The organism is Dactylosporangium sp. NPDC051485, from assembly GCF_040682015.1.
Lineage (GTDB): Bacteria > Actinomycetota > Actinomycetes > Mycobacteriales > Micromonosporaceae > Dactylosporangium.
On sequence record NZ_JBFAZW010000036.1, the window covers coordinates 1 to 13,783 of the forward strand.

Below are 13,783 nucleotides of genomic sequence, written 5' to 3' on the forward strand. Positions count from 1 at the left end.
AGCGCAGCCGACAGGGACGGAATCACTGGCGGGCGGCACCGGTGAGTGAGGGCCGAGTTGAGCCAACACATTTAAGATCATCAAAGTTAAGAGAAAGCTGAGGGACTACGGCACCGGCCACTGGCACGGCGGAGACCCGGGATGTGTTCACCACACCCCTCACCCGCTGGCGCCGGGAGCCTCGTGTTCTGGCTGCCGGGCGGTGTGGACCGACCCGCAGTACGGCCTGGAACCATCCGTCGACGACTACGTCGACCGGCTCGTGGCCGTGTTCGAGCAGGTGTGGCGGGTCCTGAAGCCGACCGGCACCGTCTGGCTCAACCTCGGTGACAGCTACGCCACCGGCACCCGCCGCACCCGCACCGGCACACCCGCCGGTGCGGGCGCGGACGGACTGGCGGCGAAGAACCTCAACGGGGTGCCGTGGCGGGTCGCGTTCGCGCTGCAACGGCACGGCTGGTGGCTGCGCAACGCGATCATCTGGGCCAAGAAGAATCCGATGCCCGAGTCGGTCCGTGACCGGCTCTCCACCGGCTACGAACTGCTGTTCCTGCTCACCAGATCCCCCACCTACTACTTCGACCTCGACCCGATCCGGGTACCGCTCGCCCGGCCGGACGCCGCGGACGGCAGCCGTGTCTTCGGCGGTGCCCGCAAAGGCCACACCGGCGGTATCGACGCCACCGCACGCCGGCGCGGCGGCACCTACGGCGGCAAGTACACCGCCGACGACACCACCGTCGAACCCAGAGCCGGACGCGGCAACCTTCAGCCGCTCGGCCACGCCCACACCGCCGCCCACCACAACGGCCGCAACCCCGGCGACGTCTGGCACATCGCCACCCGCCCCTACCGCGGCGCGCACGTCGCACCGTTCCCGCTGGACCTACCACTGCGGGCGATCGCCGCCGGGTGCCCACCCGGCGGGACCGTCCTCGACCCGTTCTCCGGCGCCGCCACCACCGGCCTCGCCGCCCTGCACCTCGGCCGCGCCTACATCGGCGTTGACATCGCCGCCGACTTCCACGACGAGGCCCTCGCCCGGCTCACCCCGTACCTGCCCACCGGCACCGACCCGACCCCGCACCACCGCGGGCGAGCGGAGCCGGCAGGCGGTACGGGATGAGGCTGCGGACCGGTGCCGGTCACGTTCGCGCAGGCGTGCGCGTTCATCACCGACTCGCACCGCCGACCCGCCGGGCACAAGTACTCCATCGGCGTCGCCGGCCAGGACAACCTCCTGGCCGGCGTCGCCGTCATCGGCCGCCCGGTCGCGCGGCTCCTCGACGACGGACACACCCTCGAGGTCACCCGGGTCGGCACCGACGGCACCAGCAACGCCTGCTCGATGCTCTACGCCGCGGCCTGGACGGCGGCGAAAGCGCTCGGCTACCGCCGCCTGGTCACCTACACCCAGGCCGGGGAGAGCGGCGCCAGCCTCCGCGCCGCCGGCTGGCACGTCATCGCGCAGCGCCGGGCCACGCCGGGCTGGTCCCGTCCCAGCCGTCCCCGCACCGACCACGGCACCGCCAGCATCGCCCGGCAGCGCTGGCACGCCCCCACCTGACCGGTGATCCGCAGCGCCCGCCGCACCACCCCGGCAACCCTCTCTGTCCCACCGCCAGCACCGCACAGCCGGTGGGGCCGGCACCACCGTGTGCCGGCCCCACCGGCGCGACCTCGAAGGAGCCGACCATGACCGGTGACACTCACCGCGCCCCGACCGACCCGGCTGTGCAACGTCCGGCGCGGCCTCAGCCACGCCGCCCGCGACGACGGCGTCCCGGGCCGTTCCCGGTCACCATCGTGCGGGCCGCCGCCACAGCTGCATCGGCCGTGACCGCCGAGCAGCACGCCCGGCGCAGCACCGCGAACCAGACCGCCGACGAGTTGACCAGCGCCGCCCGGCAGGGCCGCGCTCCCCGCGTCGGCGCCACCTACGACGTGATGACCGGGATCGGCATCCGGGAGGTGCCCGACATCATCGCCGACGCACTCCGCCTCGCCGCCGACCCGACACCGGGAGCGCTACTGACCGGCCGGGACCTGCGCGGCCGACCCGTCGCCGTCCTCCTGCACGCCGACACCTGGAGCCTCGTCATCGCCCCCGGCCGCGACGGCCGCGCCACGAGCAGCTTCGTGTTCCTTGACGGCCACCGCACCGAGTACGAGCTCGACCACCTCGTCTGGTCCTTCGACCACGACACCAGCATCCAGGGCGTCGAGTGGACCGACATGCTCGCCGCCGTCCTCGCCGCCGCGACCTGAACCACCGCCCCCAGGCCGGTCGCCCCGGCCCTGTCCGGCACCGGCGCCGGCCGATGCCTGCGTCATGCCCTCACAGTTTCTGGAGACTGCCATGCCGAGCACCCGCGGCCCACTGCAACACCGCCCGTTCACCGCGCTCGCAACGCTCGCCAGCCACATCGACCGGGCCGTCCCGGCGCCGACCGCCGAGGCCGTCCGCGCGGAACTCCGCGCGCTCGTCAGCCGCGGCGCGCTCAGCCGCCGCGACGGCGACGACGTCCTGGCCCGCCTCGGCCTGCACACCCACCCCTACCGGTGGGTCGTCGGCGTCGCCGTACCCGTCACCACCACCGTCCGCGCCCCCAACGACCGCTACGCCCAGCGCGTGGGCACCGCCCACCTCATCGCCGCGCTCAGCCGCCTCCGCGACGGCTACCTCACCGGCCCCGACACCTCCGCCACCCCGGTCGAACACCCCGCCGCCCGCAGCCTGCACCGGCTGCGCACCACCCGCACCGACCCGCACCCCGGCTACCCCGTCGGCGGCGTCTACCGCATCCACGCCGACGCGCTGCTCGCCATCACCGTCACCGGCGACAACCCCGACACCGTCGCCGCCGACGCCCGCACCCGCCTCACCGCTGACCTCAACCGCCGTACCGACATCACCTGCGACATCCGGCGGATGCGACGCACCGGCCTGCACCGGCTCACCGACCTCGACCACACCGGCTGACGACCGCGCCGCGGACCCGCCCACCAGACGTCAACACCCAGCCCGCGCCAGCCCACGCCAGCCCAGGCGCGGGGGCACACCTGCCTGCCCGAAAGGGGCTCCGACCATGCCAGCCCACAATCACCAGCCACCGCACCCTCACCGCACGGCCGCGTCGGCTCCCGATCGTCCACGCCCACCGACGCCGGCAGCCACCGTGCTGCCGGTCCTCGTGTTCATCGGCAGCGTGGTAGCCGCCAACAGCCTCACCGCCCGGTACGGGCTCATCCCGGTCGGGTTCGGTCTCACCGCCGCCGCCGGGACCGCCGCCGCCGGGCTGACCCTCCTCGCCCGCGACTGGGTCCACCAGGCCGCCGGACGGGCGACCGTGCTGGCCTGCATCGGTACTGGTGCCGTCTTCAGCGCCACACCCGTCGGCCTCCGCCTCGCCATCGCCTCCGCCGTCGCGTTCCTCGTCGCCGAACTCGTCGACCTCGTCGTTTACCAACGGCTCCGCGACCGCGGCATGCTCCGCGCCGCGCTCGCGTCCAACGCCGTCAGCGTCCCGGTCGACTCGCTGCTGTTCCTCACCCTGGCCGGGTTCCCGGTCTGGGCCGCCCTGCCCGGACAGCTGTGGGTGAAGGCCCTCGCCACCATCGTCCCCGTCGCCGTGTTCGCCGCCGCCCGTGCGCTACTACGCCACCGCCTCCGGCCCGCTCGTTCGTGAGGCGATGCGCGCCGGGCAGCTCGGGATGATCGCCACCCCCGCAGCGGGGAACCGGGTCGAGGCCGGCGTCGACTGGATCGCCGACAACGCCTCCTACACCGGCCACTACCCCGGCGACGACCGCTACCTCGCCTGGCTCGCCGCCCGCACAGTCCACCGTGGACGGTGCACGTTCGCGACCGCACCCGACCTCGTCGGCGACGCGGCAGCGACCTGGGCGCGGTCCCTGCCGGTACTGCCCCGCATCCGCGCCCTCGGCTACCCCGCCGCGCTCGTCGCCCAGGACGGCCTGGAACACCTCGACATCGACTGGAGCCTCTTCGACGGACTGTTCCTGGGCGGATCCACGGCGTGGAAACTCGGACCGGCCGCCGCCCAGCTCGCCGCCCACGCACGCGCTCTCGGCCTTCATGTGCACGTCGGACGCGTTAACAGCCTGCACAGACTGCGGTACGCCGCCAGCATCGGCGCGCACTCCACAGACGGCACCTACCTGGCGTACGGACCCCGCCAGAACCTCCCGAAACTGCTCGGCTGGCTCGACCAGGTCAACACGGCAAGCCCGGACAGCACCGGCCAGGACCTCGGGGCCGCTACGGCGCACAACCGCGGCGGTCCGCCGCCCGCACCTGGAACTCGCCCATGACCTCGGCCCCCACAGCGGCTGGCTCGCCGCCCCCACCATGCGCCACGGCCCGCGCGCAGATGCACGCGTGAGCCCTGGCCGGTGACGCCACGTGCGTGACCGCGTCAACTCGGCGTGGATACGCGCGGTGCCCTGCTGCCGCCGCTGACCGGACCGGCAGCACGGTCCAGCCGTGCTCCACCCCGCCGCCTCGGGCGGCGCCCGCGCCGTCCGAGGCGGTCACTTCACCGCACATCACCATTCCCACGCCGATCGGAGCGCCCCGTGACCACCACCCCATCCTCAAAGCACACCGCAACCCCCACGCCGTCGCCGGCCGGAACCGGCGACGAGCCGTGGACCGGCGACCGCATCCGAGCGCTCGGCGTCGTCACCGACCTGCCCACCGCCGCGAGGGTATTCGGCCTCGGCCGCGCCCTCGCCTACCAACTCGCCCGAGACGGACAGTTCCCGGTCCAGGTGCTGCGGGTCGGCAACCGCTACCGCGTCCCCGTCGCCGCGATCCTCGCCGCGCTGCACCTCCCCGCCGCACCGGCCGGATCCTCGCCATCGGCTACGAACACCGAACCGTCCACACCACCGGCGGTGCCGTCGGCGGCACCGGGTGAGCCGGACCCGGTCGGCGACTTGCCAGCGTCGGCGCAGTCGAGCGTCGATCACCACGGCGAAATGAGAAGCACCGGCCCGCAGCACACGCGGGCCGCACCGACCGAAGGAGCGCCGTGAGCACCACCCCGGAAGGATCCGTCTACAAACGCTGCAGCTGCAAAGACGGCAACGGCAAACCATTGGGCGGCAAGTGCCCGAAACTCCGCCGCACCGGCGGGGCGTGGCACCCCACCCACGGCCGGTGGGCGTACCAGATCGAACTGCCCGTACGCCCCGGCCAGCAGCGGCGGCCGTTCCGCCGCGGCGGGTTCGACGGCCGCGACGACGCCAACGCCCTCTGCGAGCAGGTCAAGAAGCTGCTCGACCTCGCCGGCGGCGACCGGGACCGCGCTTATGAGATCAGCGACCTGATCTGGGCCACCGGCCGCGGCCAGGCACTCCCCGACCCCGCCACGATCACCGCCCGGCTGCACGCCGGGGTCCCCGCCTCGGTCGTGAAGACCACCGCCGAATACCTCACCGCCTGGATCGACCGCCGCGCGGGACTCTCCGACGACGACAGCGGCCTGTCCCCGAACACCATCCGCTCCTACCGCGACCACATCGTCAACTACCTCAACCCACGCCTCGGCACGATCCCGATCCAGGACCTCCGCGACGAGCACATCACCACCATGTTCATCGACCTCAAGGAACGCAACGCCGAGATCCTCGCCGCGAAAGCCAGCCCAATCGCCGCCGTCCGCGACACGGTGAAAGGGGTCCGGCCGTTGGGACCGGCGAGCATGCAACGGCTCCTCGCAACCCTCCGCAAAGCCCTCAACGACTGCATGCGCAAGGACCGGCTCATCGCGTTCAACCCCGCGCTCAGCGTCGACCTCGACTCCGGCCGGCCACCGAAACCCAAGGTGTGGACCCCGAAAGCCGTCAAACGCTGGCGGGCGACCGGTGAACGTCCCGGCCCTGTCATGGTCTGGGCCCCCGAACACGCCGGCGCGTTCCTCGACTACGCCGAGACCCACGACGTCGTCCTGTATCCGCTGTTCAAACTCATGCTCGACCGCGGCCTGCGCCGCGGCGAGACCGTCGGCCTCCGCGACTTCGACGTCGAACTCGACGACGCACACCTCACCGTCGCCCAGCAGATCGCGTCCATCGGCTACCGGCCAGTCACCAAACGGGTCAAGAGCGGCGCCGGGGAACGGTCCATGCCCCTCGGACCGTCCACCGTCACCGACCTCCGCGAGTACGTCGACCGCCGCGACCGGTGGCAGCAGGTGTCCGGCAAGGACTGGCCCGACACCGGCCTGTTCTTCGTCCGCCCCGACGGCCAACCGTGGCACCCCGAAACCATCAGCAACCGCTTCGACACCCTCGTCGCCAAAGCCGCCCTACCCCCGATCCGGCTCCACGACCTACGCCACTGCTGCGCCACCTACCTCTACGCCAGCGGCGCCGACCTCAAAAAAGTCCAGGAACTCCTCGGCCACGCCACCCTCGCCATGACCTCCGACATCTACACCTCCGTCCTGCTCGAATTCAACCGCGCCTACGCCGACTCCGTCGGCGACATGGTCCCCCGAACCAACCGCGCCGCCTGACACCGCGACGACGGACACCTACCAACCACACCACGGAAACCGGCCCCTCCCGAACGGGAGGGGCCGGTTTCCGTCATCGACGGCGCAGCACAGCCTGCAGCCCTCACGGCGGGGCCGGGACCCCGCCTCGAAGGCCGGCGATCCCGGCCACGGCAAGCCCCTAGCATGGGTGCAACGTTGAGCCAGGCTGCCGACGTCCACGAGCCCGGGCACATGCCATACCTGACCGGCGAACAGCGCCGCCACGCCACCACGCTCCTGATCCGCGCGCACGGCCCGAAGGTACCCGACGAGGCTGACCGCCTCGTCAACGGTGAACCACTGCAGCATTGAAGACAGAATCACCCCCGACCGGACTCCGCAGATCCAGCACCGCCGCCACGACCTGAACAGTGAACACCGCCCCCGCGAAGCGAAGTCGACCTGGGCCGCGGGCCGCCGTCCGGCCGAGCATGCGGGCGTGCATCACGCAGCCGGTTGATGGTGACGTCGACCGCGAGGAACTGGCGCGTTCTGATGTTCTGCAGCCACCCGACCGCACCGGCAAGGAACGCCCCGCTCCGCGCGCCGTGCCGCTGACGGCCCCTCAGTTCCTCGCGCAGCGGGGGCGCCAAACACAATCGGCGCCAGACTGGGTAAAGAAGAAGTCGCGTCCACAAACCAAGTCGCCAGACCCTGCAGGCGATCCGCACCGGAAGGCTGACCCGATGCCCGATGATCACAGCGCACGCTGGGAAACGGCCGACGCCGCCGCTGCCCGACTGGCAGCGGTGGCAGTCGCCGCCGACCATACCGACCCTGCCTGGACGACGCAGGAGCAAACACAGGCGGCCGACATTCTCGCCCTGGCCCTGCGCGCCCTCGCCGATCAAGGAAAGGCCGATCCGGCGTCCGTGCCGACCTGGCAGATCCACGACGCTGTGACCGCCGCAGACTTCGACAGATGGCTCGACGCGGCGTTGGCCGGCACCGCCCGGCAGGACTGGCCGGCGTACCTGCGCCGACACGACCCGTCCGTCACCGCCCGCGACGCGCACCGGCACGCCGTGACGGCCACGGTCGCGGTGATGATGGCCGAGGTGCACGGACTGCGGCTCCTCGACCGCGTCCTGGCACCCCTTCCCGGCCGCGACGTGCTGTACCCCGGCCAGATCGTCGGGGTGTCCGCAGACGGGGCGCCATCCGACGCCGACGACATCGAGTTCACCGTCCAGGTACTGATGGACCATCACCGCGACGACTACAATCTCGCCGCCGCCCGTGAGGTGCTCTTCGACATTGACCCTGCCGCCGCCACCGGCCACGCCCAACGCACCCACGGGCGCAGCACCCACGGCCACGCCGTCCGATGCGCCGTCGCCGATCTGCGGCGCGCCGCCGACAGCCTCGGCCGCGGCGACCCGGAAGCGGGCCTCGCCATCCCCGAACTACTACGGCGCATCCCCCTCTACACCGGCTACGAGGACCTGCACCAGCAGCTGATGACGATCGCCGCCGCGCTGCTCGCCGCCACAGGCCCACCGCCATGCCGGCCACGATGGCGGCCGGTTCCGTTCCCGGCACAGATCATCGACCGGATCCGGCGCGGCGCCCAACGCCTGCGCGATACCTCGGCTACAGCCGGCGAACGGGAACGGCAACGAACCTATCTGCTCGACGCCGCCAGCAAATTCGAGGCCGCCAATCTCTGACCCGTGGCGGCACTTCACTGGTCCACGTCCAGCAAGGTAGTGACCGGCGGCGATGCGGTGTGACGCGGCGCGGAGCGGTCGGTGATGGTCGCGGCGGCGACAGGTCGGTACGGGACTGACCGGCGGCGCGGCCGACGACGTCAACGGCGGCGCGGCCAGCCGCCCCGCTCGGCCAGGACCGCCTGCTGCGTCACCGCTCCCGCCGACGCACAGTGCACCTGCCTGCAACCCGCTGCCCACCGGCCGGCCGTAGCGTCGCCATACCTGTTCGCGGCGCTGGCTCCGTGCTCGACTGGTGTCGACGACTGCAGCCACACCCACGTCACGGCGTGGCCCCGTTGCGGGCATGGTCCCAGCCGTCAGTGACCCGCAGCTGCACGCCAGCGGTGACGGTGAGGTACCAGACGGCATCGAGCGCCTGGGAGGGGTCGAGGCGCAATGCGGGTCCGGCATGCAGCCGCGCTTCGGCTGGCCAGGCCCGTAGTTGCGCGATGGTGCCGGCGTCGACGGGACGTCCGGTGATGCCGGGTGCGATCGTGGCCGGCAGCCGTGGATCGTCGAGCGGGGCGAGGTCCCCGCCCGGACCGGCGGCGGTGACGGCGTTCACGGCGTGCAGCAGGGCCTCGACGACCGGTAGCGGTTCAAACCCGGACCTGGACGTGATCACCGCCAGGGCGTGCCGGGCATCGTCGATGTGGTCTGCGCCGGTCATGGCGACTGCGTAGCCGAGGCCGTGACAGGCTGGCAGATCCGGCGGTAGAAACGCCAGCAGAAGGCCGTCCGCGGCGTCGAGGCGGTCCTGCCCGTGACAGAACCGCACCGCGTCGGCACACCCGAACGCCAGCTGACCGGTCAGTACCCACGCGTCGTCGGTGCTGAGCACGTCCCAGATGTCGCCGACCACGGCGGTCAGCCCTTGCTCGTCGGCGCGGCGGGCCGCGTCCAGCAACCGATCCAGGTGGAATTGGGTGGCCTCACCAGGCGTCGGCAGCACGAGTGGCTGCTGCCGTAGCAGGCAGCTGACCAGCGCCCACGCCGCGATCAGGTTGCAGTACACCGGCTTATCCAGGCCCCGGCTGGGAACCGTGCACACGGTGGGCAGATGAAACGCAGCATCGAACGCGTCCTCGTCGGGCGGGTCCTGCAGCAACGCTGCCATGGCGTGCCGGGATACCAGGTCCACCGCGTCCAGCAGCCACTGCGGATCACCCAGGTCGATGCCGGGTTCGGCACCGACGGGCCGCTGCCGATCGCCGTCGGTGCTGTCCACGCCGACCTCCACCGCCTTCGACATCCGCTGTCGTCCCGACCACGGTACCGTCACCGTCCGGGGTTACAGCACTCGCGGGCCGGGACGGACGCTCGGACGCTGGGCCGGCGCCGCTCCGGGTGCCCGGTGGGTGGCAGGTGGGTGGCAGGTGCCGGCAGCGGGTGGGTGAGCAGCTCGCCCGCCGCCTTCGATCCTCGCGGTCGTTCGACGATGCGCCTGCCGGTGAACCCGGTCGGGCGGGCAGTTTCGGCCGAGGTGGACAGGCCCGGCGAGACGTCGGCAGACTGGTTCCCGGATCCCCCGTTCGATGGTTGTGAGGAGACGCCGGTGCCGCTGCGCTGGGCGGACGCGCTGCGCCATGCGCAAGCGCTTGCCATCGACTGTTGTGCTGGCACCGCCAGACTGGTCACGGCTGGGGAGCTGCCGTGGTGGGCTTTACCCGTCTACGTCATCGCCCACCAGCGGCAGGCGCCCGTCGTGCAGGTCACCGCCGCTGACCTGCGGTACCGATGCACCGACCGTGATGCACTGCTGGACTGGCTCTATGCCGGGCTCAGCGGGATGGGACACGCCGTCAGCCCACCCGCGCACACCCGCACCGACCTCAGCGAGGCCCGCGCAGCGCTTGACTGGCTGCCGCACGCCGCCGCTGTCCGAGCGGTGACCGGTGCGCCCCTGACCGACCGGGACCGGCAGCAGCTGCCCGAACCGGGCACCCGCCCCGACGACGATCCCGTCGTCGGCTGCTGGACCTGGGGCAGCACCATGGTGTCCACCCCCGTCGACAGCTGCGATGGGCTCACGTACCCGGGCACGCCGTCCTGCGGGCTGTGGCAGCAGCTGCCGACCACCATCGCCATCATCGACGCGTACCTCATCACCCTGCGCGGCGGCTGGACCGAAGGCAGCCGCGTCAAGGTCACCGGACCTCCGAACACGCCGCTGGGCAGCGCCAACCCCGGCACCTTCGGCAACCGGGCGCGGGTCCTCGGACCGGTGTGGGCGCTGGACCACGACACCGCCACCCTGCACGACGGCCCACCGATCGGCTACCGGCTGGCCTACCGCAGCAGAACCCTTGACGGATTCGACAGCTACCCGACCGAACCCGTTGCCGCCGACCGGCTCAGCGTCGACCTCGACCCCCTGCACCAGGACCCGATCGACGAGGCAGCCGCTGCCCGGCCGGTACCAGCCACTCACACGCCACCGGCCACCGACACCAGCGCCGCGCCCGGACGGCCGTCGGCGGCCCCGACGACACCCCGGCCGCGGAGCATCCCGGTCGCCGCCGACGCGGGCGAGCGGTACAGGGCCGGCGCCCTCCGGCAGCTCTGGGCACTGCGGGACGAGGAACTCATCCACGTCGGCGATTCCACACCACGGCGGATCGCCGAACGGATCGCCGAAGGCTCCTATCCCGCACCACCGGACCCACCCACCGACCTCCTCCTAAGCCATCGCCCGGCACTGCCCGACCAAGCCCCGCCCGCCGCAGCACCGCCCGCACCGCGCCCCCATCAGGTCACCGGCGAACGACGCCGGTACCTGCTGCAATGGCTGCCCGAGGTCACCGACGAGGAGCGGGCCTCAGCCAGGCAGCGTCAACACCTCGACCGCCTCGGCCCGCAACCCGCACTGCATGAACTGCGCCAGTTCCTGGCCGACGAAGGATTCGTCCAGATCGCCGACATCCACGGCAATGCCGGCCCGCCACCGACGCCCCGGCAGCACCACCGTCCGGCGTCTGAACCACCGACCTCCGAATCGGACCAACCAGTACACCTGCTCATGTGCCAACCAGCAGACGCACAACTGGCCGTCCTCGTCACCAGGCCAACCAGCACCGGCACCCGGTCCGGGCTGCGCATCCTGTACTGCGTCGAACCACTGGACACACCGCTCTTCGAGGCCGGCACCGGCAACTGCACCCTCAACCCCGTCTTCGACAAGCCCGTGCCCCCGCACCTGTGGCACGGCAAGATCGGCGTGGACCAAGCGAGCGTGCGGGTGCGGCTGACCGTGCTGCGAGCGTTCAGCCGCCCCGTCGTCCCATGGCCGCACCCGGTGGCACCGCGCATGCTCGGCCTGTCCAGCAACAACAGCCGGCATGCTGGCGTCATCGCCGCGCTACCGAGCTGGGTGCGCGATCTTTTTCCCCTCGGAGGCTGATGTCGCCGATTTTTGAAAATTGACCCCTTTTGGGGTTCGCGCCGGAACGCGACGCAACGCGCTCACGGGCAGCGCCTGCGGTTCGCCGACCCCGCCGACGTCAACGAGGTACGCGTTGGGCGGCCCGGCAGCGACGGCTCCGGCCGGGCTGTTGCGGCGCCACATGGGCGCCGACACCGTCCCGGACCGCCCGGCGTACTTGCCGTCGACGACGTCGACGGCGGTGCGGCGCGGCCAACCGCCACGCTCGGCCAGGACCGCCTGCTGCACGGCCGCGCCCGCCCACAGCACACCCGGTGCCGACCGGCCGGCCGGCGGCGATCCCGCACGGCGCATCAGGCACCCGATGCGGGCCCCACTCGATCGACAGCCACTGCCACGCCTGCACGGTACCGGCCGGCGCTGCCAGTACTGCCGGTGTCTCCGGTGCCGGCTCGCCGAACGTGCGTCGCAGCAGCTCGACGGTATCGGACTCATCGAGCAGCAGTCCCAGCACGGATCCCAACCCGACCTGCACGACGGTGTGGGCGTCGCGCAGCGCCAGCGCGTACGCGTACACCGCGACCGTGTCGTGCACGAGCCGGTAGTCCCAGGACCGGCGGGCATCGACACCGAAGGGCTGCGCTACGTCAGCGATGGTCGTGGCCAGCGCGGTCGCCTGCTCCCACAGCAGGTCACGCCGGTCGGCGTCATCGCGCACGACATCCAACGTCACGGGCTCCTCCTCGCGTCCCAGCGGTTGCCCGGCAACCTCTTGAGGGTAGGGCAACGGCGGGCACTGCCGGTGATCTCGTGCCGCGACGGTGTCACCGGCACCGGTGGGGCCCCGGTCTCCTGCGCAGATCAGGCGCGTGTCAGGTCGCCCTGGACGGCGGTTCCGGCCAGGACCTCCTCGAGCCGTGATGCTGGCGCCGCAGGGCACGCCGGAACGCTATGGCGCAGGAGCGGCGTCCCACGCGTCCCGGGCGAACACCGTGCACTCGCCCAACCCGGGGTCCGCGGGATCGACCGGCACCAGCACCTCATGCTCGGCCACGGCCACGCTACCTACCCGAACCACCCTGGCCCGACGCTGCTCATGCACCGCAGGTCCTCCACCCCGGGTTGTCGCGTGTCGAGCGCATGCTGGGCTGCTGCATGCACCCACGTCGCAAAGGGTCTCCAGCCCGGAGACGACCACGGACCAGGTCGTGGCCTATCGAGACTGCGCCGCGTCGGCCGGGAGGCCGGTGATCGCGAACGCGTACACCTTGACCTCCGTGACGCCGTCCACGCGCACGGTGTATCGGGCGGGAGGTCCGGCGGCGAGGTCCGATGCCCGGTCGTCGTGGGGCGTGGCCGGCGCCCAGAGCGGCGCAACGACGGTGCCCGGCTGCGGTACGCCGGTCGACGGTGTGGTCACCTGCACGGCGGTCCCGGCGGCCCAGCCGTCACGGTCGCTGACCAGCAGCGCGTCGACCATGTCCACGGCGACCGGCAGGCTCCGGTCGAAAAGGTCCAGCGGATCAGGCCCGCCGGGAAGGGACGCGCCACGGAGGGTTTCGACGTCGTCGTACTGGTGCCTGCAGTGCAAGCCGCACACAGCGGCGGCAGCCAGCCGCCCGGCCTGGTCGTCGCGCGCGGTCGCGGTCATCGCGGCGGTCGTCGCGGTCAGATGTCCCCACAACGCGTCGCCGGGCCACGACAACCGTGCCCGCACCGCAGACCAGGGCGCCGCACCCACCGGTTCCCCACGCTCACGAGCGACGACGAGCAGCAGCACGGCGAGCAGGTCCTGCGCGGACGCGGTCGACCACCGTTGCCGGGGACCCCGCCAATGATCGAACACCGCCTGAGCCCGTGCCCGCGCCGCCGACCAATGCGGCGCCGGCTCCGCCGTGTCGGGCTGCGCTGCCGCCACCTCTGCGGGCGCCGTGCAGACCTGGCACGTGTTCGCACGGCGCGGACCCACGCGCCCGGCGACGAACCCGCCCCCGGTCATCGACCGACCGCCAGGGAACGCAACAACCCGGTGGGACGCGTGCACGCCGGGGACAGCCGCATCAGCAGATCCATGTCCGCTCCTCACGTCGCGCGATACGACTCAGACAATGCCAGAACGATGG

14 protein-coding genes are annotated in these 13,783 nt (G+C 72.1%); 11 read left to right on the forward strand and 3 right to left on the reverse strand.

What is annotated here, in order from left to right:
* Positions 1-202 precede the first annotated feature (202 nt).
* From AB0M46_RS21405 to AB0M46_RS21450, 10 genes are all read left to right on the forward strand, one after another.
* Positions 203-1,126 (forward strand): site-specific DNA-methyltransferase, encoded by a 924-nt coding sequence (locus AB0M46_RS21405; RefSeq protein ID WP_363338469.1) that lies wholly within the window; start codon positions 203-205, stop codon positions 1,124-1,126.
* A gap of 12 nt (positions 1,127-1,138) precedes the next feature.
* Positions 1,139-1,567 carry an XF1762 family protein gene (locus tag AB0M46_RS21410; RefSeq protein ID WP_363338471.1) on the forward strand — a complete coding sequence of 143 codons (429 nt, stop codon included), beginning with the start codon at positions 1,139-1,141 and terminating at the stop codon, positions 1,565-1,567.
* 128 nt (positions 1,568-1,695) lie between these two features.
* A complete protein-coding gene (locus tag AB0M46_RS21415) occupies positions 1,696-2,268 on the forward strand; it encodes a hypothetical protein (protein ID WP_363338473.1) in 573 nt (190 codons plus the stop codon).
* A 91-nt stretch (positions 2,269-2,359) separates the two neighbouring features.
* Positions 2,360-2,983, forward strand: a complete 624-nt coding sequence (locus AB0M46_RS21420) for a hypothetical protein (RefSeq protein WP_363338475.1) — start codon at positions 2,360-2,362, stop codon at positions 2,981-2,983.
* Between the two features lie 196 nt (positions 2,984-3,179).
* Positions 3,180-3,689, forward strand: a complete 510-nt coding sequence (locus AB0M46_RS21425; protein ID WP_363338477.1) for a VUT family protein — start codon at positions 3,180-3,182, stop codon at positions 3,687-3,689.
* Positions 3,649-4,335 (forward strand): hypothetical protein, encoded by a 687-nt coding sequence (locus AB0M46_RS21430; protein ID WP_363338479.1) that lies wholly within the window; start codon positions 3,649-3,651, stop codon positions 4,333-4,335. The genes AB0M46_RS21425 and AB0M46_RS21430 overlap by 41 nt, the downstream gene beginning before the upstream one ends.
* Before the next feature lie 264 nt (positions 4,336-4,599).
* On the forward strand, positions 4,600-5,061 hold the full coding sequence (locus tag AB0M46_RS21435; protein ID WP_363338481.1) for a hypothetical protein: 462 nt from the start codon (positions 4,600-4,602) through the stop codon (positions 5,059-5,061).
* Positions 5,058-6,545, forward strand: a complete 1,488-nt coding sequence (locus AB0M46_RS21440; RefSeq protein WP_363338483.1) for a tyrosine-type recombinase/integrase — start codon at positions 5,058-5,060, stop codon at positions 6,543-6,545. The genes AB0M46_RS21435 and AB0M46_RS21440 overlap by 4 nt, the downstream gene beginning before the upstream one ends.
* Positions 6,546-6,722: 177 nt before the next feature.
* Positions 6,723-6,878, forward strand: a complete 156-nt coding sequence (locus AB0M46_RS21445; protein WP_363338485.1) for a hypothetical protein — start codon at positions 6,723-6,725, stop codon at positions 6,876-6,878.
* A gap of 119 nt (positions 6,879-6,997) precedes the next feature.
* Positions 6,998-8,236, forward strand: coding sequence for a hypothetical protein (locus AB0M46_RS21450; protein ID WP_363338487.1), 1,239 nt, complete (start codon positions 6,998-7,000; stop codon positions 8,234-8,236).
* 322 nt (positions 8,237-8,558) lie between these two features.
* Here AB0M46_RS21450 and AB0M46_RS21455 read toward each other — a convergent pair whose 3' ends face one another.
* Entirely contained in the window at positions 8,559-9,530 is a 972-nt protein-coding gene (locus tag AB0M46_RS21455; protein ID WP_363338488.1) for a hypothetical protein, read from the reverse strand.
* A gap of 303 nt (positions 9,531-9,833) precedes the next feature.
* On the opposite strand from AB0M46_RS21455, the gene AB0M46_RS21460 reads away from it, so the two are divergent.
* Positions 9,834-11,678, forward strand: a complete 1,845-nt coding sequence (locus AB0M46_RS21460) for a hypothetical protein (RefSeq protein WP_363338490.1) — start codon at positions 9,834-9,836, stop codon at positions 11,676-11,678.
* Positions 11,679-11,778: 100 nt separating this feature from the next.
* On the opposite strand, the gene AB0M46_RS21465 is transcribed toward AB0M46_RS21460, so the two are convergent.
* Both AB0M46_RS21465 and AB0M46_RS21470 read right to left on the reverse strand, forming a co-directional pair.
* Positions 11,779-12,393: a hypothetical protein gene (locus tag AB0M46_RS21465; RefSeq protein WP_363338491.1), complete on the reverse strand. Its 615-nt coding sequence runs from the start codon at positions 12,391-12,393 to the stop codon at positions 11,779-11,781.
* Between the two features lie 480 nt (positions 12,394-12,873).
* Positions 12,874-13,506: a hypothetical protein gene (locus tag AB0M46_RS21470; RefSeq protein WP_363338493.1), complete on the reverse strand. Its 633-nt coding sequence runs from the start codon at positions 13,504-13,506 to the stop codon at positions 12,874-12,876.
* Positions 13,507-13,783 lie beyond the last annotated feature (277 nt).

Excerpts from the sequence above, each read along its gene's own strand:
- AB0M46_RS21415 (WP_363338473.1), top strand. The coding sequence starts at position 1,696 with ATGACCGGTGACACTCACCGCGCCCCGACCGACCCGGCTGTGCAACGT.
- AB0M46_RS21450 (WP_363338487.1), top strand. The coding sequence starts at position 6,998 with ATGCGGGCGTGCATCACGCAGCCGGTTGATGGTGACGTCGACCGCGAG.
- AB0M46_RS21420 (WP_363338475.1), top strand. The coding sequence starts at position 2,360 with ATGCCGAGCACCCGCGGCCCACTGCAACACCGCCCGTTCACCGCGCTC.
- AB0M46_RS21455 (WP_363338488.1), bottom strand. The coding sequence starts at position 9,530 with ATGTCGAAGGCGGTGGAGGTCGGCGTGGACAGCACCGACGGCGATCGG.